Source organism: Pseudomonas sp. UBA2684, assembly GCA_002354655.1.
Classification (GTDB): Bacteria; Pseudomonadota; Gammaproteobacteria; order Pseudomonadales; family Pseudomonadaceae; genus Aquipseudomonas.
Window position 1 is genome coordinate 17,930 of sequence record DELY01000018.1, and the last position, 17,376, is coordinate 35,305.

A 17,376-nucleotide genomic window follows, 5' to 3' on the forward strand; every position below is an offset into this window, starting at 1 on the left:
ACGGGCGACGCCCGCCCGGCCTGCCAGTGCAGAGGGCTCAGGCCGGGCGTTTCAGATGTGGTAGACGTCGATAACCTGACGGACGTAATCGTTCTTGAGCACCACCTTCTTGTGCCGGATCAACGGATTAGCGCCGCGCACATCGAGGGTGTAGAAGCTGGTGCCGAAGTAGTTATTGACGCTCTTGTAGCGAAAACTCAGGGTGTGCCAGTTGAACCGCAAGCGGATCTGCTCGTCGCTGCGCTCGAGGATTTCCAGGTTGCTGAGGTTGTGCGAGGTACGGGTGTCCGGGATCGTCGCACTGGAGCGCTCGGTTTCGATGCGGAAGACCCGGTCCTCCAGACCGCCACGATTGCCGTACCAGATCAGCGAGATTTCGCTTTGCGGGTCTTCAGTCAGCTCGTCGTTGTCATCCCAGGCGGGCATCCAGAAGGTGCAGTCGGGGGCGTAGAGTTCCAGCCAGCTGTGCCAGTCCTTGTCGTCCAGATAGCGGGCTTCGCGGTACAAGAAATCACGCACGTGCTCGTATGACAGGCTCATTTACGCGCCCTCCACGTGAATCAGCTGCGCGTTTTCCTTGCTCAGCGCCGCGCGCATGGTGCTCAGCCAGTACTGGTGTTGCAGCACGAACAGACCTTCATCCTCGGTACGCACGCCGGAGAGGACCGGGTGCAGGTCAATTTCCTGCGCGGCCTCGTCGGCGCCGGCCACCCAATGCGCGGCACCGCGGGACATGTCGTTCCAGCCGACACCGCCGCCGTAACCCTGCTGGCAGGAACGGAATTCCTCCAGGTCATCCGGGGTGGCCATGCCAGACACGTTGAAGAAATCTTCGTACTGGCGGATGCGCCCAGCGCGTGCCTCGGCGCTCTCGCCCTTGGGCGCGATGCAATAGATGGTGATCTCGGTTTCATTCACCGAAATCGGCCGGGCGACGCGGATCTGCGAACTGAACTGATCCATCAGGTACACATTCGGGTACAGGCACAGGTTGCGCGAGTGGCCGATCATCCAGTCGGCACGGGCAGCGCCCACCTCGGCCACCAGGGCGTCGCGGCGCTCATTCAGCGGGCGGTCTTCGGGGTTGTCCCAACGCGTCCACAGCAGCAGGTGCCCCTGCTCGAAACTGTAGAAACCGCCGCCCTTCTTGCCCCAGCCACCGGCGCTCATGGTCTTGGTTTCCTGACCGGCATCGCGCGCCTTGCGCTGCTGCTGAGTGGCGGCGTAGTTCCAGTGCACAGCCGTGACGTGGTAGCCATCGGCGCCGTTTTCAGCGGTCAGCTTCCAGTTGCCTTCGTAGATGTAGCTGGAGGCGCCGCGCAATACTTCCAGGCCATCCGGCGACTGATCCACGATCATGTCGATGATCTTCGCCGACTCGCCCAGGTGCTCGACCAGCGGCAGCACGTCAGGGTTCAGGCTGCCGAACAGAAAGCCGCGGTAGGACTCGAAACGCGCCACCGGGGTCAGGTCGTGGGAGCCTTCGCAATTGAAACTGTCGGGATAGCCGGCGTCCTTGGGATCTTTGACCTTGAGCAGCTTGCCGGAGTTGTTGAAGGTCCAGCCGTGGAAGGGACAGGTAAAGGACGCTTTGTTGCCGCGCTTATGCCGGCACAACTGGGCACCGCGATGGCTACAGGCGTTGATGAAGGCGTTGAGCACCCCGTCCTTGTTGCGCGCGATGAAGATCGGCTGACGCCCCATGGTCGTGGTGTAGTAATCGTTTTTCTCGGGGATCTGGCTTTCATGCGCAAGGTACAGCCAGTTGCCCTCGAAGATGTGTTGCATCTCCAGGTCGAACAACCGCGGGTCGGTGAACATCTCACGCTTGCAGCGGTAGACACCCTTGTCCTTGTCTTCTTCTAGCAGGCTATTCAGGTAATCGAGTCCCAGGGTCATGGCCGTGGCTCCGTTGTTATTGTTTCAACGGTGTTAAGGCTACGAGGGCAAACTGTCCGACAATATCCGCTTTGTGCACGACCGTTATCCGTTTCCTGCAACCTCCCGCCATTCGCCACTAAAGTCGTAGAAGCCACGGAAATAGTGACGCGCAGCGCTTCGCGACAACGCGCGGGCGTGCCGGTGGCAGTTAACTAGAAGGGTTGCCGTGCAGCCTGCGGCACGCGGTTACGGCGCGTGCGCGGCTCAGGATTCGCGGCGGCGCAGGGTGTCGGAGGGCAATTCGCCGAAGCTGTGCTTGTAGCTCTCGGAGAAACGCCCCAGGTGCAGAAAGCCGTAATCCAGGGCGATCTCGGTGACGCTGCGCACGTGGCAGGATGGGTCGCTCAGGCAGCTGTGAACACGCGCCAGCTTGCGCTCGCGGATGTAGTGCTTGGGCGTGCAGCCGGCGTTGCGCTCGAACATCGAATACAGCGAACGCAGGCTGATATGCGCGCTGGCCGCCAGTTGCTCGGCGCTGATGTCCTGCTTGAGGTTCTCGTCGATGTACTGGATCAGCCGCTCGAAGGACGCCGCCTGCGGCAGCGGCAACTCGCGGCAGATATTGCTGCTGAGCTGGGTCAGCAACTTGCTGGCGACGATCCGCGAGTAATGCTCCTGGGTTTGCAAGGCGTTGTCGCTGGCCTCGGCCTCCATGCATACCAGGCTCAGCAGGCGCATGAAGCTGTCCAGTTGCTGCAAGTCGTAGAGGTTGCGGGTGAAGCGTACGCCCTGCTCCGGCAGCCTCCAACGCTGCTCCTCGCAAGTGGCCTGCAACAGGCTGGCAGGCAGCTTGAGGATGAACTTCTCACAGTCGTCGGAATAGGTCAGGTCGACCGGATCGTCGGGGTTGATCAGCAACAACTCGCCCGGCGCCAGGTAGTGCTCGGCATGACGATTGCGCCACAGGCAGTGGCCGCTGAGCAGGATCTGCAGGTGGTAGATGGTTTCCAGCGCCGGCGAGGTGACCCGCACGCTGCCGCCATAGCTGATGCGGCACAGGTCGAGGCTGGCGAACTTGCGGTGGCTGAGGCTCGCCGACAGGCCACCCGTCGCCGGCAGGCGAATGCAGTGCGAACCGACATGCTGATTGACGTAATCCGAAACGTCATAGGGGTCGGCACGCACGAACACCGTGCTTGTTTCAGTCAGCAGGAGCATTCACGGAGTACCCGATTGTTGTTTTTTTAATGACGCCCGTTGCACAGGCGTTTCGCTGCCTAGCGTGAGCCTGATTCGAGGCAACGCCAAGCCAGCGTCCCGGATAACGGACGAATGGCCCGTCAGCCGAGTGGCAGGCCGCCACCATAAGGAACGGCGAAAAAAACAGTCAAGCGCAGCGCGACGAAAGCGGGCGGTTATCGCCCGCTGCGCCGTGCCTCAGAGCGGGCGGAACAGCTGGCTGCTCAGCTCGCGGCTGGCAGTGAGCATGATCGGCAGAAAACGCTTTTCCAGCTCGCTGGCCGGCACGCGACCGGCGTGGGTGCTGACGTTCATCGCCGCCAACACATGCCCGGCCGAGTCGTACACCGGCACCGCAATCGAGCGCAGGCCCTGCTCCAGCTCCTGGTCGACCACGCACCAGCCCTGCTGACGCACCCGTTGCAGGCATTCCCACAAGGCCTCCGGGGTGTGCAGCGTGCGGCTGGTTTTGGCCTGCAGGTCGGCGTGGTTGAGGTAATCGTGCAGGCTGTCGTCGTCCATGGCCGCGAGCAGGATGCGCCCCATCGACGTGCAGTAGGCCGGCAGTCGGCTGCCGACGCTGAGGTCGACCGAGATCAACCGTTGCGGAATCGCCGAGCGCGCCAGGTAGAGCACCTGCTCGCCTTCCAGAGTGGCCAGGTTGCAGGCCTCGTGCAGCTGTTCGCTGATGCGGTCGAGATACGGCTGCGCCGACACCGCCAAGGGTGTCGACGACAAGTAGGCATGGCCCAACGTAAGCACCTTGGGCAGCAGTGAATAGGTGCGCCCGTCGGTGGTCGCGTAACCCAGCTTCATCAGCGTATACAGGCAACGGCGCACGGCGGCGCGGGGAATCTCGGTGCGGTGGCTGATCTGCGCGATGGTCAGGTGGCGCTTGCGCTCCTGAAAGGCATTGATCACCGCCAGGCCGCGCGCCAGCGAGGTCATGAAGTTCGGATCGCCGCTCAACTCCTCGATGCGCTTGGCCGGCGAGACATACACCGGCGGCATCAGGGCAGACAACGGTGGACGCGTATCGCTCATACGAGCTCCTCGGAAAGCGGAAAACAGTGATTCGATTATCGAACGGTAGTTCGATAATCGCAATTGACCACTCACGTTCAGCTGATAACCTTGCCGCCGCTCAGCCCCCCGACAGTTACGTTGAAGAGCTGGCGCGGGCTCTGCACGCAGCCGCCCACGAAGCAGCTGCGGTCCGCTCGGCCGGCCACGCACCGGCCATCGCAGCGACGTGCCCTGCTGGCGATCCTGATCGCGGGCGGGGTTCGCCGCTGCTTACCCCAGCGCGCCGCTGTAGCCGAGAAAACCGACCAGCGCACTGACAGTGATGAACGCCAAAACCGTCGCCGCCACCAAAGCAGCCGCGCAGCGCTCCTCCAGGCCGAAACGCTGGCCGAGGATCGGGTAGATGCTCATCATCGGCGCACTGGCGAACAGCACCCCGGCGACCAGCAGTTGCGGCTCGACATCCGGGACCAAGGCAAAGGCGGCGAACACTGCCAGCGGATGCAGCAGCAGCTTGGCCAGGCTGATCTCGCCGACCTCGCGCCACATCCCCTGGCTTTTCAGGCCATACAGAGTGCCGCCGATGACGAACAAGGCCACCGGCGCCGAAGCACTGGCCAGCATCTCGATGACCCGGCTCAGCAGCACCGGCAGGCGCACCTCAAGCAGCGACAACAGCAAGCCGATGCAGATGGCGATGATCACCGGATTTTTGCACAGGCGTTTGAGGGTTTCGCCCAACACCGTCAGGCCGGCCTGGCCACGCTGCCGGCCCACTTCGGCGAGGACCAGCGCCAGGGGAATCATCAGCAGGTTTTCCACCAACATACCCAGGGCCAAAGCGACCGCAGCCGGTGCGCCGAGCACCATGGCGACAATCGGATAGCCAATGAAACCGCTGTTGGACACCGACATGCCCAGGGCGGTGATGGCACTGCTGGAGACATCGCGCTTGCGAACCCAGCGCGACAGGGCAAAACCCGCGGCAAACATCGCCAGCGAACCCAGCGCATAGGCCACCAGGAACGGCACGTTAAGCACCTCGCCCAGCGGCCGCTCCGCCAAGGCCTTGATCACCAGCGCCGGCAAGGCAAAGGTGATGACGAAACCGCCCATGCCACGCACCTGTTCGCGGTTGACTAGCCCGCTGCGAGCGGAGAAGAAACCCAGGCCGATCAGGATGAAAATCGGTGCGGTAATACTCAGTACGGCTAACACGCGATGCACGCCTGCACGGGTTGGGTCAGTTGCCGCAAACGGCTGTAGGTACGGCTGAAATCGCACGCATCGGCACCAGCACACAGCTGCGCCAGGCTCAGCTCGCTGGCCAGCCACAGGGTCACGCCACTGTCGTAAGCGATGTCGATGAAGTTGATGAAGCGCTGCTGCACATCCCGCAATCGCCCGTGCAGCGCCGGAACATCACTGATCACGATGCAGCGAAATTGCTCGCAAAGCGCCAGGTAATCACGGGTCGACGACGACGCCTCGAACAGGGCCGCAAAGGCCAGCCACACGCCCTGCTCGGTGCGCCCACGCACAACGAAACTCATGCGCTTGAGGCGCAACTCGCCCGGCGCCAACGGCAAAATCTGGCCCAGCACGCGCTGCGCCTCGACGCCAGGCGCCTGGATGAAGCGCCCCCAGTCGACGCGCGCCTGCTGGCGATAATCCTCGCCAGCGTCCAACTGCAACACCTGTAGATGCCGTTGCAGTAATCCAATGAACGGCTTGAAACGTGCGTGGTAGAGCGGATGGGGGCACAGCTCGGCAGGCGCATAGTTGGAGGTGAACACCAGCGCCACACCCTCGCGCAGCAGACACTCGAGCAGCCGCCCGAGCAGAATCGCGTCGCCGATGTCATGCACATGGAATTCGTCAAAGCACAGCAGGCGCGCCTCGCCGGCCAGCTCAGTGGCAACCTTGGCCAGCGGATCAGGCTGGCCGCTATGGCGCCACAGGCGCTGTTGCAGCTCCTGCAAAAATCCGTGGAAATGCACACGGCGCTTGTTGCTCAGCGGCGCGGCGGCGAACAGGCAATCCATCACAAAGCTCTTGCCGCGCCCAACGCCGCCCCACAGGTACACCCCGGCAACCGGGCGACGTCGCCAGAGACGGGGCGACCCCAGCTGCGCATCCAACCAGCCGGCCAGATAATCCAGCACGCGTTGCTGCGCCGGGTCGGCACGGTAGCCACGCGCCGCCAGCTCCTCGGCGAAATGACGGCGCACCGCGGCGGCGGGCGCCATCGCCTCAGAAGTCAAAGAAGACCGTCTCGCCGTCTCCCTGAATGCGTATGTCGAAGCGATAAGCCGGCTGGCCGTCCACCTCGCAACGCTTGGCGATCAACGTCTCGCGGCGCTGCGGCTGCTCGATCAGGTTGAGCACCGGATCCTTGGCGTTGGCCTCGGTTTCATCGTCGAAATACAGGCGGGTTTGCAGGTGGATATTGATGCCACGGGCAAACAGGCTGACGTTGATGTGCGGCGCCATCGGCACACCGGCGGCGTTATTGAGCACACCCGGCTTGATCGTCTGCACGGTCCATTCGCTACCGGCATCGAAGGTGGTGGCGGTACGGCCGAACCCGTTGAAGGGTTTTGCCAGGTCATAGGCTTCGTCGTAACGGCCGAGGTGATCGGCCTGCCACAACTCCACAAAGGCGTCGCGCACCAGGTGGCCATTGCCGTCGTAGACATGGCCGATCAGCACGATGTGTTCGCCGGGCGCCTCGGGCTTGGCCATCCGGTTGCTGATTTCCTGGTCACGGCTGGGGTTGCCAGCGGCGGCCAGGGCCAGACCGATGTGCACATAGGGGCCGGCCGTCTGTGAAGGGGTTTCCGGCAGCAGTTCGATAGGCATGCTCGCGCCTCCTCAGCGGTTTTCGAAGTGGGTTTTGCGCTGGCCACGCAGAACGATATCGAAGCGGTAGGCCAGGCAATCCATCGGGTTGGCCATGCCCATATCGAGCTTGGCGATCAGGGTTTGCACGGCGTCCGGGTTGGCGATCGATTTGACGATCGGACACAGCGGGATCAACGGGTCGCCCTCGAAATACAGTTGGGTAATCAGCCGCGTGGCGATCGACGGGCCATTCAAGGAGAAATGGATATGCGCCGGGCGCCAGTCGTTCGGGCCATTGCGCCATGGGTAGGGGCCCGGTTTGATGGTGCGGAAGCTGTAATTGCCTTCGCTATCGGTCAGGGTACGGCCGACGCCACCGAAGTTGGGGTCGAGCGGCGCCAGGTAGCGGTCGTTCTTGTGCCGGTAGCGGCCACCGGCGTTGGCCTGCCACATCTCCACCAGGGTGTGCGGAATCGGCTTGCCGTACTGGTCCATGACCCGGCCACTGACGATGATGCGCTCACCCACCGGCAGCCCGCCGTTGTTGAAGTTGAGCAGCAGATCGTTATCCTGCGGCGCCATTTTCAGGTGCGAGAAATCCGGCCCGCTGGTTTCCGACAGCGATTGCGCAATGCTCACCAGCGCCTGGCGCGGCGAGCGGGCAATCGAGGTCTTGTAATCGGGGGTGAAGGCTTGCGGATGCCAGTTGCGGTCACGGATGACGAAACGGCGAGTGTCCTCGGCGGGCATGGGCGCTCCTGTTGAGTGAGAGTACGGTGCTTGGTGCCACAGTCTCAAACAAAGCAGGACGGACGAATATTGAAAAGACGCCCACAACTCATAACCAAATGGTTATGAAAAATGCCCATCGCGGTACTCGCTGGCCACCTCACGCAACACCTCGCAGAACGCTTGCGCCGACACCGACTGCGGCACGGCCGTGTTGCGGCAAATTCCCACCGAGCCGCCCGGTTCCTGAATCCCCAGCGTCAGCTCGGCCAGCTCGGCGCGCCGTACATCCAGGCGTATCGCATCCTGCGGCGCCACCCAGATCGCATCGCTGGATAACACATAGCGGCGGCTCAGCGCTGGCGACAAGGTTTCCAAGCGCTGCTGCGGCTGGACAATGCCGCACTGCACAAACAGGCTGTCGGCGTACTTGCGGATGGTAGTGCCCGCCAGCGGCAAGACCAGCGGGTAATCGCCAAGGCGACTAAGGTCGGCCTTGGTCGACGACAACAGCGGATGCCCCGGACGCACCACCAAGGTCATTGACTCGCTGTACAGGTGTTCGAAGGTGAGGCCCTGAATTTCCGGGCTATCGGTCATGCGCCCGACCACCAGATCCAACTCCCCCACCCGTAGCTGTGCCAGCAGGTACGCACTCGGTCCGGTGGCAATGCTCACCACCAGCGCGTTATGACGCTGATGCAGACGACACACCACTTCGGGAACCAACAGGCTCTCGACCGTCGACAGCACGCCAACCTTGACCTGCCCCGCCTCATGTTCACCGCCGCGCAGACTGGCCACACCATCGCGCAATGCCTGCACGCACGGCCCGGCATACCGCATAAACGCGATCCCGGCCGGAGTCAGGCTGGCACCGCCCTTGCCGCGCTCGAACAACACCGCCGCAAGAATCTCCTCCAACTCCTTGAGCGTCTTGGAAATCGCCGGCTGACTCACCGCCAACGCATCCGCCGCCTTGGCAAAACTGCGCTGCCGGGCAATCTCCAGAAAACAAACCAGGTGGCGGAACTTGATGCGGGTATCGATATTCATCAGCTAAGCCTTTACGTACTTTGCGCGATATATGAATAAACGCTGAAGCCCTGACGGGTGGAGAGATCGTCTATCCACCCTGCAGAAACAACAAAGCCCAGTCGTTTCCGAACTGGGCTTTGTTATCAAATATTGGTCGGGACGGAGTGATTCGAACACTCGACCCCTAGCACCCCATGCTAGTGCGCTACCGGACTGCGCTACGCCCCGACTAGGCGTGAATCTGTTTTCAATACCTCGAAAACGTCGAGAACTATACATTAAGCTTCTGAAATATGGAAACTTTTTGAGTTCATTCGTTATTTCCGAAGCACCAGCAAAACATCCTCCAGCTCAGCAATCATCTGTTTGATGAGTTGCTTGTACTGGGTGGTGTCATCCTTGGCTTCATCACCGGAAAGCCGCTGACGCGCCCCGCCGATCGTGAACCCTTGCTCATACAGCAGCGCGCGGATCTGACGAATCATCAGCACATCCTGGCGCTGATAATACCGCCGATTGCCGCGGCGCTTGACCGGGTTGAGCTGAGGAAACTCCTGCTCCCAATACCGCAAGACATGCGGCTTGACCGCACAGAGTTCGCTCACCTCGCCGATGGTGAAATACCGTTTGCCGGGTATGGCAGGTAATTCATCGTTATGACTTGGTTCCAGCATACGCCTCGACCCTGGCTTTAAGTTTCTGGCCTGGACGGAAAGTCACCACACGGCGAGCCGTGATAGGGATTTCCTCTCCCGTTTTTGGATTACGACCGGGGCGCTGACGCTTATCGCGCAGATCAAAGTTGCCGAACCCCGAGAGCTTGACCTGTTCGTTGAGTTCCAGCGCTTGGCGGATCTCTTCGAAGAACAGTTCCACCAACTCCTTGGCTTCCCGTTTATTCAGGCCCAGCTCTTCATACAGACGTTCCGCCATTTCAGCTTTCGTCAGAGCCCCCATACGCTACTTCCTTAACGTGGCGTTGAACCTTTGTTCCAGGGAGGTGAGGATATTCTGTGTTGTGGTACTCACCTCATCGTCATTAAGAGTGCGCGATGGATGCTGCCAGGTCAAGCCGACGGCAAGGCTTTTTCTATGCGGATCAATACCTTTACCGTGATACACGTCAAATAGCCTGAGGTCGGTCAGCCATTCGCCAGCTGTCTCACGGATATCCGCCAGCAACGACTCGGCCGGCACCTCGCGATCCACCAGCAGCGCCAGGTCGCGGCGAACTTCCGGGAAGCGCGACAACTCCTGAAATTTCGGCATACGGCCCTGGGTGATTTCACCTAGCACCAGTTCGAACATGAATATCGGCTGATCGATACCCAGCGCCTTGGACAGCTCCGGATGGATTGCGCCGAGGAAACCAACCAAGCGCCCTTCCCGCTCGATGCGCGCCGTCTGACCCGGATGCAGAGCGGTATGTTCACCGGGCACGAAGCTGAAACTGCCTGCGGCACCAGCACTGCCCAGCAACGCCTCGACATCGGCCTTGACGTCGTAGAAATCGACATCGTCACGGCCATGCGCCCAGCTTTCCGGCAGCCGACTGCCACAGATGACCCCAGCCAGCATCGGTTCCTGCTTCAACTCTTCGAGCTGACCGACAAAACGCAAACCGCTTTCGAACAGGCGCACGCGCGACTGCTGGCGATTGAGGTTGTGCTCAAGCGCCTTGACCAGACCGGGCCACAGCGAAGAACGCATCGCCGCCATATCCGCGGAGATCGGGTTGGCCAGCATCAGCGGCTCAACGCCCGGATTGAACAGCTCGAACAACTTGGGATCGATAAAGCTGTAGGTGATCGCTTCCTGATAACCACGCGCCACCAGCAAGCGGCGCAGTGCGGGCAGCTCGACAGCGGCTTCGGCCTTGGCCTGCGGGGCCAGGCGCGCTTGCGGGTAACGCACCGGCAGACGGTTGTAGCCATACAAGCGCGCAAGCTCTTCGATCAGGTCGACTTCCAGGCTGATATCGAAGCGATGGCTTGGCACGCTTACCTGCCACTGACCTTCGCCATCGGCACGAATGCCCAGACCCAAGGCAGCCAGCAAACGAACAATTTCGGCATCATCCATCTTCAGGCCGAGCATCTGCTCGATACGCTCGGCACGCAGCGTGACCGGCGCAACGCTCGGCAACTGCTCCTGATTGACGGCTTCGATAATCGGTCCGGCTTCGCCGCCGACGATCTCCAGCAACAGTGCAGTCGCCCGCTCCATCGCCTCACGCGCCAACTGCCAATCCACGCCACGCTCGAAACGATGCGACGCATCGGTATGCAGCCCATAGGAACGGGCCTTGCCGGCAATCGCGATGGTGTCGAAGAACGCGCTTTCGAGGAACAGATCACAGGTCTTGGCACTAACGCCACTGTGCTCGCCACCCATAACCCCGGCAATCGCCAAGGCCCGCTGGTGATCCGCGATAACCAGGGTGTCGGCGCGCAAGCTGACTTCCTGACCATCGAGCAGAACCAACTTCTCCCCTTCTTCAGCCATGCGCACACGGATGCCACCGTTGATTTCGGCGAGATCGAAGGCGTGCATGGGTTGGCCGAGTTCGAGCATCACGTAGTTGGTGACGTCTACCGCAGCATCGATGCTGCGCACATCGGCGCGGCGCAGACGCTCGACCATCCACAGCGGCGTCGGCTTGGACAGATCGACATTGCGCAGCACCCGGCCGAGGTAACGCGGGCAGGCTTGCGCAGCCAGAATTTCAACCGGACGCACTTCATCATGGCTCGGCGCAACGGCGGCAATCTCCGGACGGCTTACCGGCGCGGCGTACAAGGCACCGACTTCACGCGCCAAACCGGCCAAGGACAGGCAATCACCACGGTTCGGGGTCAAATCGACTTCGATGCTGGCGTCATCGAGATCCAGATAAACGCGGATATCCTGACCGACTGGCGCGTCGAGCGGCAGCTCCATCAAGCCATCATTGTCTTCACTGATCTGCAGCTCGGACGCAGAGCACAGCATGCCGTTGGACTCGACACCGCGCAGCTTGGCCTTCTTGATGCTGAAATCGCCTGGCAACTCGGCACCAATCATGGCGAACGGAATCTTGATACCGGGGCGCGCATTCGGTGCGCCGCACACGACCTGAAAACTCTCGCTGCCGTTGCTGACCTGGCAGACGCGCAGCTTGTCAGCATCCGGATGCTGCTCGGTGCTGAGAATCTCGCCGACCACGATGCCGCTGAAAACACCGGCAGCCGGCGTCACGCTATCCACTTCGAGGCCCGCCATCGACAGGCGCGCTACCAATTCGTCACGGGAAACCTGCGGGCTTACCCAGCTACGCAGCCACTGTTCACTGAATTTCATTCTGCTCTCCTCAACAATTCGATTGGGTCATGCGGCTCTAGCGAAATTGCGCCAGGAATCGCAGGTCGTTATCGAAGAACAGACGTAAGTCGTTGACGCCATAACGCAGCATGGCAAGACGCTCGACCCCCATACCAAAGGCAAAACCCTGGTATTTCTCAGGGTCGATGCCGGACATGCGCAGCACGTTCGGGTGCACCATGCCGCAGCCCATGACCTCCAGCCAGCCAGTCTGCTTGCACACGCGGCAACCTTTGCCACTGCACATCACGCACTGCATATCGACTTCGGCCGACGGCTCGGTGAACGGGAAGAACGAGGGACGGAAACGCACACCCAAGGGCTTTTCGAAGAACACCCGGAGGAACTCTTCGATGGTGCCTTTGAGGTCGGCAAAGCTCACACCCTCGTCGACCAGCAGGCCTTCGACCTGGTGGAACATCGGCGAATGGGTGATATCGGAGTCGCAGCGATAGACGCGGCCGGGGCAGACGATGCGGATCGGCGGCTGCTGCGATTCCATGGTGCGCACCTGAACCGGCGAGGTGTGGGTGCGCAACAACATATTCGCGTTGAAATAGAAAGTGTCATGCATCGCCCGGGCCGGGTGGTGGCCGGGGATATTCAGTGCTTCAAAGTTGTGATAATCGTTTTCCACTTCCGGGCCTTCGGCAATGCCGTAGCCAATGCGGGTGAAAAACTGCTCAACGCGCTCCAGCGTCCGGGTTACCGGATGCAGGCCACCAGAAGCCTGACCACGGCCCGGCAGGGTCACGTCGATTTTTTCGGCGGCGAGCTTGGCGCTCAGCGCGGCCTGTTCCAGAGTTGCCTTGCGGCTGTTCAGAGCATCCTGAACCTGATCCTTGGCGGCATTGATCAACGCACCGGCTTGCGGGCGCTCTTCTGCCGACAGATTGCCCAGGGTCTTCATCACCTGAGTCAATTCGCCTTTCTTGCCCAGATAGTGAACCCGCAATTGCTCCAGGGCATTCACATCGTCGGTGTGGCTAACGGCCTCAAGCGCTTGCGAGACCAGCACATCCAGATTTTCCATTTACAGACTCCAGATACGAAATAGGGGAAGAGCAAAGGCTCTTCCCCTATTGGTGACGTTTCGAACGAGCTTAAGGTCTACTGCGCTCGATCATGCTGTGTTGGAAGTCGGCTCGGACTGCTCATTTACAACTCGTAAACTCCACGTCCTCGCCGTCTTCCGCCTTGCCTGACCTTCGCTCGTGACGACCTTAGGCCCGTTCTTGCACCGGGCGAGCCCGGTGATTGTCGGGGACTTAAGCCAGTACGGCTTTCGCTTTCTCGACAATCGCAGCAAACGCCGCTTTTTCGTTCACTGCCAGATCAGCCAGAACCTTACGGTCGATCTCGATGGACGCTTTTTTCAGGCCGGCAATGAAACGGCTGTAGGACAGACCGTTAACACGAGCACCAGCGTTGATACGAGCGATCCACAGAGCGCGGAACTGACGCTTCCGCTGACGGCGGTCGCGGTAGGCGTATTGGCCTGCCTTGATCACTGCCTGCTTGGCAACGCGGAACACGCGCGAACGCGCGCCGTAGTAGCCTTTAGCGAGTTTCAGAATTTTTTTGTGACGCTTGCGAGCGATAACGCCGCGCTTAACACGAGCCATGAGTAATTTCCTCTATCTTGACCGATTAACGAACGCGCAGCATGCGCGCCACTTTTGCCACGTCAGACGGGTGCACCATGGTGCTACCGCGCAGATGACGCTTACGCTTAGTGGACATCTTGGTCAGGATGTGGCTCTTGAAAGCGTGCTTGTGCTTAAAGCCATTAGCGGTTTTGAGAAAACGCTTGGCTGCACCACTCTTAGTTTTCATCTTTGGCATGTTCGGATACTCCGCATTCAGTTGATAAACATAACCGCAAGGCCTGCCGTGCCCTGGTGGTTACTTCTTCTTTTTGGGGGCGATGACCATGATCAGCTGGCGTCCTTCCATCTTTGGATGCTGTTCAACGGTGCCGTATTCAAGCAGGTCACCTTCAACCCGCTTCAACAACTCCATGCCCAGCTCCTGATGCGCCATCTCACGGCCGCGGAATCGAAGCGATACCTTGGCCCTGTCCCCATCACTAAGGAAACGTACCAGGTTGCGTAGTTTTACCTGGTAATCCCCTTCCTCCGTCCCTGGACGAAACTTGATTTCTTTAACCTGAATTTGCTTCTGGTTTTTCTTTGCAGCGGCAATCTGCTTCTTCTTTTCGAAGATCGATTTGCCGTAGTCCATCAGCTTACAAACAGGGGGCACTGCATCGGCGGAGATTTCCACCAGATCCAGCTTGGCCTCTTCGGCCTTAAGAAGCGCGTCTTCAATTGACACAATCCCAAGCTGCTCACCCTCAGCGCCAATTAACCGAACCTCGCGTGCCGAGATATTCTCGTTGATCGGGGCCTTCGGTGCAGCTCGTTTATCTTGTCTCATTTCACGCTTAATAATGATTACTCCAAATCTTGGCGACCACGCCGGGAAACCGCCTGTGCGAGGAACTCAGCGAATTGAGCGACGGGCATCGAGCCCAGGTCAGCACCTTCGCGGGTACGCACGGCGACAGTTTGCATCTCTACCTCCCGATCCCCGATAACCAAGAGATAGGGAACCTTGAGCAAAGTATGCTCGCGGATTTTAAAGCCAATTTTTTCGTTTCTCAAGTCAGACTTGGCACGAAATCCGCTTTGGTTGAGTGTTTTTTCAACATCCAGAGCAAAATCGGCCTGTTTATCGGTGATATTCATCACCACCGCCTGAGTCGGCGCTAGCCAAGCCGGAAACGCACCTTCGTAGTGCTCGATCAGAATTCCGATAAAGCGCTCGAACGAACCGAGAATTGCGCGGTGCAGCATCACCGGGTGCTTGCGGCTGTTGTCTTCACTGACAAATTCAGCACCCAAACGCACTGGCAGGTTGAAATCGAGCTGCAGGGTACCACACTGCCAGACGCGCCCCAGACAATCCTTGAGCGAGAACTCGATCTTCGGCCCGTAGAAAGCACCCTCGCCCGGCTGCAGATCGTAAGACAAGCCGGCACTGTCGAGCGCCGACGCCAACGCTGCTTCGGCGCGATCCCACAGCTCGTCGGAACCCACGCGTTTTTCCGGGCGAGTCGACAGTTTGAGCTGGATATCGGTAAAGCCGAAGTCGGCATACACCGCCAGGGTCAGCTTGATGAAATCAGCCGATTCCGCCTGCATCTGCTCTTCGGTACAGAAGATGTGCGCGTCATCCTGGGTAAAACCACGCACACGCATGATGCCGTGCAACGCACCGGACGGCTCGTTACGGTGGCAAGCACCGAACTCGGCCAGACGCATCGGTAGCTCGCGATAGCTCTTCAAACCCTGATTGAACACTTGCACGTGGCACGGGCAGTTCATCGGCTTGATCGCGTAATCGCGGCTTTCCGACTCGGTGGTGAACATGTTCTCGGCGTAGTTGGCCCAGTGCCCGGATTTCTCCCACAGCGAACGGTCAACCACCTGCGGCGTCTTGATTTCCAGGTAGCCGTGTTCACGCTGCACCTTGCGCATGTACTGCTCAAGCACCTGGTACAGGGTCCAGCCATTCGGATGCCAGAACACCATGCCCGGCGCTTCTTCCTGGGTATGGAACAGGTTCAGGCGCTTGCCGATCTTGCGGTGATCGCGCTTTTCGGCTTCTTCAATGCGCTGGATGTAAGCCGCCAGTTGCTTCTTGTCCGCCCAGGCCGTGCCATACACACGCTGCAACTGCTCGTTCTTGGCATCGCCGCGCCAGTAGGCGCCGGACAGCTTGGTCAGCTTGAAGGCCTTGAGGAAGCGCGTATTCGGCACGTGCGGACCACGGCACATGTCGACATATTCTTCGTGGTAATACAGGCCCATCGCCTGCTCGCCCGGCATATCTTCGACCAGGCGTAGCTTGTAATCCTCACCGCGAGCAGTGAATACATCAATCACCTCGGCGCGCGGGGTGACCTTCTTGATTACATCGTAGTCTTTCTCGATCAGCTGCTGCATACGCTGTTCGATCGCTGCGACGTCATCCAGAGTAAAAGGCCGCTCGGAGGCGATGTCGTAGTAGAAACCTTCATCAATGACCGGGCCGATCACCATCTTGGCCGTCGGAAACAGCTGCTTGACGGCATGACCAATCAAATGCGCGCAGGAGTGGCGAATGATTTCCAGGCCTTCCTGATCTTTCGGCGTGATGATTTGCAGGGTCGCGTCGCTGTCGATCAAGTCGCAGGCATCGACCAGCTTGCCATTGACCTTACCGGCCAACGTGGCCTTTGCCAGGCCAGCGCCAATCGACTGCGCCACCTCAAGTACGGATACCGGATGATCGAACGTACGCTGACTGCCGTCGGGAAGAGTAATGATGGGCATGGCGCCTCCTCTCCTAGTGGTGACCTCTACCAAAGGCCACATGGGTTGGGATGAGCCAGTAAGCGATTCGGCGGTATACCTGCCGTACAGTGGCAGGAGCTTGCGAGCCAACCAAAACCGAACCAGAGTCACTGGAGGTTATTTAACCGCACGGATGCTTGCAGAAAGCCTGGCTGACTGGCAAGCGACCCAATAAAAAAGGGTCGCCTAAGCGACCCTTTTTCTACCAAATCTGGTAGGCACGATTGGACTCGAACCAACGACCCCCACCATGTCAAGGAACGCTTGAAAGCGGCGCGCACTATACACGCCGCAGCCCCTAGAGAACACCTATTCACATCTCTAGAGGCAAAATCATGGCAACGATACGTCAGCTCAGTTCAGGCAATTGGAACGCCCAGGTGCGCATCAAGGGTAAGCCAGCCCAATCCAAAACCCTCCCCACCCAAGAGGCAGCCCAGCAATGGGCTAAGCAGCTTGAGGCCATCACCAAGGAACATAAAACCCACACCATCTATTCGCTTGGTATGAGCTATTGCGAATCCCGCCTAAAGGGCAAGGGAAGCCATGTCCATGCTCTACAGCTCGTCGAGCAGCTATCCCTATCCTTTCCCCAACCCCTCCAAGACATAACCCCCCAGCAAATTAACGACTTCAAACTGAGACGCCTCCAGACAGTTAAGCCTGCCACCTGCCGTACACAACTAGCCTTCATGTCTCGCTTATTCAGATGGGCAAAGAGGGAGCTACTCATAGACATAACCAATCCATTGGCAGACATAGCCCTCCCCCAAGCATCTAAAGCCAGTGACAAGGTAGTGAGCCAAGGTGAGCTAATGCTTCTTCTCAAGCAGCTAACTGAATAGCCCCGGATTCCCTA

General features: G+C 59.8%; 18 protein-coding genes and 1 tRNA gene. 1 reads left to right on the forward strand and 18 read right to left on the reverse strand.

Features of this window, described 5'->3' with window-relative positions; genetic code table 11:
* Positions 1-51 precede the first annotated feature (51 nt).
* The 18 genes from benB to thrS form a co-directional block, all read right to left on the reverse strand.
* Positions 52-540, reverse strand: coding sequence for a benzoate 1,2-dioxygenase small subunit (gene benB, locus B3M58_RS07900; protein WP_296218124.1), 489 nt, complete (start codon positions 538-540; stop codon positions 52-54).
* Positions 541-1,899, reverse strand: coding sequence for a benzoate 1,2-dioxygenase large subunit (gene benA, locus B3M58_RS07905; RefSeq protein ID WP_296218127.1), 1,359 nt, complete (start codon positions 1,897-1,899; stop codon positions 541-543).
* A 246-nt stretch (positions 1,900-2,145) separates the two neighbouring features.
* Positions 2,146-3,099, reverse strand: a complete 954-nt coding sequence (locus tag B3M58_RS07910) for an AraC family transcriptional regulator (RefSeq protein ID WP_296218128.1) — start codon at positions 3,097-3,099, stop codon at positions 2,146-2,148.
* Positions 3,100-3,318: 219 nt separating this feature from the next.
* A complete protein-coding gene (locus B3M58_RS07915) occupies positions 3,319-4,164 on the reverse strand; it encodes an IclR family transcriptional regulator (RefSeq protein ID WP_296218129.1) in 846 nt (281 codons plus the stop codon).
* Positions 4,165-4,416: 252 nt separating this feature from the next.
* Positions 4,417-5,364 carry an AEC family transporter gene (locus B3M58_RS07920; RefSeq protein WP_296218131.1) on the reverse strand — a complete coding sequence of 316 codons (948 nt, stop codon included), beginning with the start codon at positions 5,362-5,364 and terminating at the stop codon, positions 4,417-4,419.
* A complete protein-coding gene (zapE, locus tag B3M58_RS07925) occupies positions 5,358-6,395 on the reverse strand; it encodes a cell division protein ZapE (protein WP_296218154.1) in 1,038 nt (345 codons plus the stop codon). Before zapE ends, B3M58_RS07920 begins: the two co-directional genes overlap by 7 nt.
* Before the next feature lie 4 nt (positions 6,396-6,399).
* Positions 6,400-7,008 carry a protocatechuate 3,4-dioxygenase subunit alpha gene (gene pcaG, locus B3M58_RS07930; protein ID WP_296218132.1) on the reverse strand — a complete coding sequence of 203 codons (609 nt, stop codon included), beginning with the start codon at positions 7,006-7,008 and terminating at the stop codon, positions 6,400-6,402.
* A gap of 12 nt (positions 7,009-7,020) precedes the next feature.
* Complete coding sequence (pcaH, locus tag B3M58_RS07935; RefSeq protein WP_296218134.1) at positions 7,021-7,740, reverse strand: protocatechuate 3,4-dioxygenase subunit beta; 720 nt, start codon at positions 7,738-7,740, stop codon at positions 7,021-7,023.
* A gap of 102 nt (positions 7,741-7,842) precedes the next feature.
* On the reverse strand, positions 7,843-8,775 hold the full coding sequence (pcaQ, locus tag B3M58_RS07940; protein ID WP_296218135.1) for a pca operon transcription factor PcaQ: 933 nt from the start codon (positions 8,773-8,775) through the stop codon (positions 7,843-7,845).
* A 133-nt stretch (positions 8,776-8,908) separates the two neighbouring features.
* Positions 8,909-8,985, reverse strand: a tRNA-Pro gene (locus B3M58_RS07945).
* 89 nt (positions 8,986-9,074) lie between these two features.
* Complete coding sequence (locus B3M58_RS07950) at positions 9,075-9,431, reverse strand: MerR family transcriptional regulator (RefSeq protein WP_296218137.1); 357 nt, start codon at positions 9,429-9,431, stop codon at positions 9,075-9,077.
* The gene (gene ihfA, locus B3M58_RS07955; protein ID WP_003243414.1) at positions 9,412-9,714 is read right to left on the reverse strand and encodes an integration host factor subunit alpha; all 303 of its coding nucleotides are present in this window, start codon (positions 9,712-9,714) and stop codon (positions 9,412-9,414) included. The genes B3M58_RS07950 and ihfA overlap by 20 nt, the downstream gene beginning before the upstream one ends.
* A gap of 3 nt (positions 9,715-9,717) precedes the next feature.
* The gene (gene pheT, locus B3M58_RS07960; RefSeq protein WP_296218139.1) at positions 9,718-12,096 is read right to left on the reverse strand and encodes a phenylalanine--tRNA ligase subunit beta; all 2,379 of its coding nucleotides are present in this window, start codon (positions 12,094-12,096) and stop codon (positions 9,718-9,720) included.
* Between the two features lie 37 nt (positions 12,097-12,133).
* Positions 12,134-13,150 carry a phenylalanine--tRNA ligase subunit alpha gene (pheS, locus tag B3M58_RS07965; protein ID WP_296218141.1) on the reverse strand — a complete coding sequence of 339 codons (1,017 nt, stop codon included), beginning with the start codon at positions 13,148-13,150 and terminating at the stop codon, positions 12,134-12,136.
* Between the two features lie 235 nt (positions 13,151-13,385).
* On the reverse strand, positions 13,386-13,742 hold the full coding sequence (rplT, locus tag B3M58_RS07970; protein ID WP_090505586.1) for a 50S ribosomal protein L20: 357 nt from the start codon (positions 13,740-13,742) through the stop codon (positions 13,386-13,388).
* Between the two features lie 25 nt (positions 13,743-13,767).
* Positions 13,768-13,962 carry a 50S ribosomal protein L35 gene (rpmI, locus tag B3M58_RS07975; protein WP_090241698.1) on the reverse strand — a complete coding sequence of 65 codons (195 nt, stop codon included), beginning with the start codon at positions 13,960-13,962 and terminating at the stop codon, positions 13,768-13,770.
* Between the two features lie 60 nt (positions 13,963-14,022).
* Complete coding sequence (gene infC / locus B3M58_RS07980; protein ID WP_296218155.1) at positions 14,023-14,574, reverse strand: translation initiation factor IF-3; 552 nt, start codon at positions 14,572-14,574, stop codon at positions 14,023-14,025.
* Complete coding sequence (gene thrS / locus B3M58_RS07985) at positions 14,574-16,496, reverse strand: threonine--tRNA ligase (RefSeq protein ID WP_296218150.1); 1,923 nt, start codon at positions 16,494-16,496, stop codon at positions 14,574-14,576. Before thrS ends, infC begins: the two co-directional genes overlap by 1 nt.
* A 356-nt stretch (positions 16,497-16,852) precedes the next feature.
* On the opposite strand from thrS, the gene B3M58_RS07990 reads away from it, so the two are divergent.
* Complete coding sequence (locus tag B3M58_RS07990; protein ID WP_296218152.1) at positions 16,853-17,362, forward strand: shufflon-specific recombinase; 510 nt, start codon at positions 16,853-16,855, stop codon at positions 17,360-17,362.
* Positions 17,363-17,376: the final 14 nt, after the last annotated feature.

Coding starts and splice junctions, on each gene's coding strand:
- benB (WP_296218124.1), bottom strand. CDS start 540: ATGAGCCTGTCATACGAGCACGTGCGTGATTTCTTGTACCGCGAAGCC.
- benA (WP_296218127.1), bottom strand. CDS start 1,899: ATGACCCTGGGACTCGATTACCTGAATAGCCTGCTAGAAGAAGACAAG.
- B3M58_RS07910 (WP_296218128.1), bottom strand. CDS start 3,099: ATGCTCCTGCTGACTGAAACAAGCACGGTGTTCGTGCGTGCCGACCCC.
- B3M58_RS07915 (WP_296218129.1), bottom strand. CDS start 4,164: ATGAGCGATACGCGTCCACCGTTGTCTGCCCTGATGCCGCCGGTGTAT.
- zapE (WP_296218154.1), bottom strand. CDS start 6,395: ATGGCGCCCGCCGCCGCGGTGCGCCGTCATTTCGCCGAGGAGCTGGCG.
- pcaG (WP_296218132.1), bottom strand. CDS start 7,008: ATGCCTATCGAACTGCTGCCGGAAACCCCTTCACAGACGGCCGGCCCC.
- pcaH (WP_296218134.1), bottom strand. CDS start 7,740: ATGCCCGCCGAGGACACTCGCCGTTTCGTCATCCGTGACCGCAACTGG.
- pcaQ (WP_296218135.1), bottom strand. CDS start 8,775: ATGAATATCGATACCCGCATCAAGTTCCGCCACCTGGTTTGTTTTCTG.
- B3M58_RS07950 (WP_296218137.1), bottom strand. CDS start 9,431: ATGCTGGAACCAAGTCATAACGATGAATTACCTGCCATACCCGGCAAA.
- ihfA (WP_003243414.1), bottom strand. CDS start 9,714: ATGGGGGCTCTGACGAAAGCTGAAATGGCGGAACGTCTGTATGAAGAG.
- pheT (WP_296218139.1), bottom strand. CDS start 12,096: ATGAAATTCAGTGAACAGTGGCTGCGTAGCTGGGTAAGCCCGCAGGTT.
- pheS (WP_296218141.1), bottom strand. CDS start 13,150: ATGGAAAATCTGGATGTGCTGGTCTCGCAAGCGCTTGAGGCCGTTAGC.
- rplT (WP_090505586.1), bottom strand. CDS start 13,742: ATGGCTCGTGTTAAGCGCGGCGTTATCGCTCGCAAGCGTCACAAAAAA.
- rpmI (WP_090241698.1), bottom strand. CDS start 13,962: ATGCCAAAGATGAAAACTAAGAGTGGTGCAGCCAAGCGTTTTCTCAAA.
- thrS (WP_296218150.1), bottom strand. CDS start 16,496: ATGCCCATCATTACTCTTCCCGACGGCAGTCAGCGTACGTTCGATCAT.
- B3M58_RS07990 (WP_296218152.1), top strand. CDS start 16,853: ATGGCAACGATACGTCAGCTCAGTTCAGGCAATTGGAACGCCCAGGTG.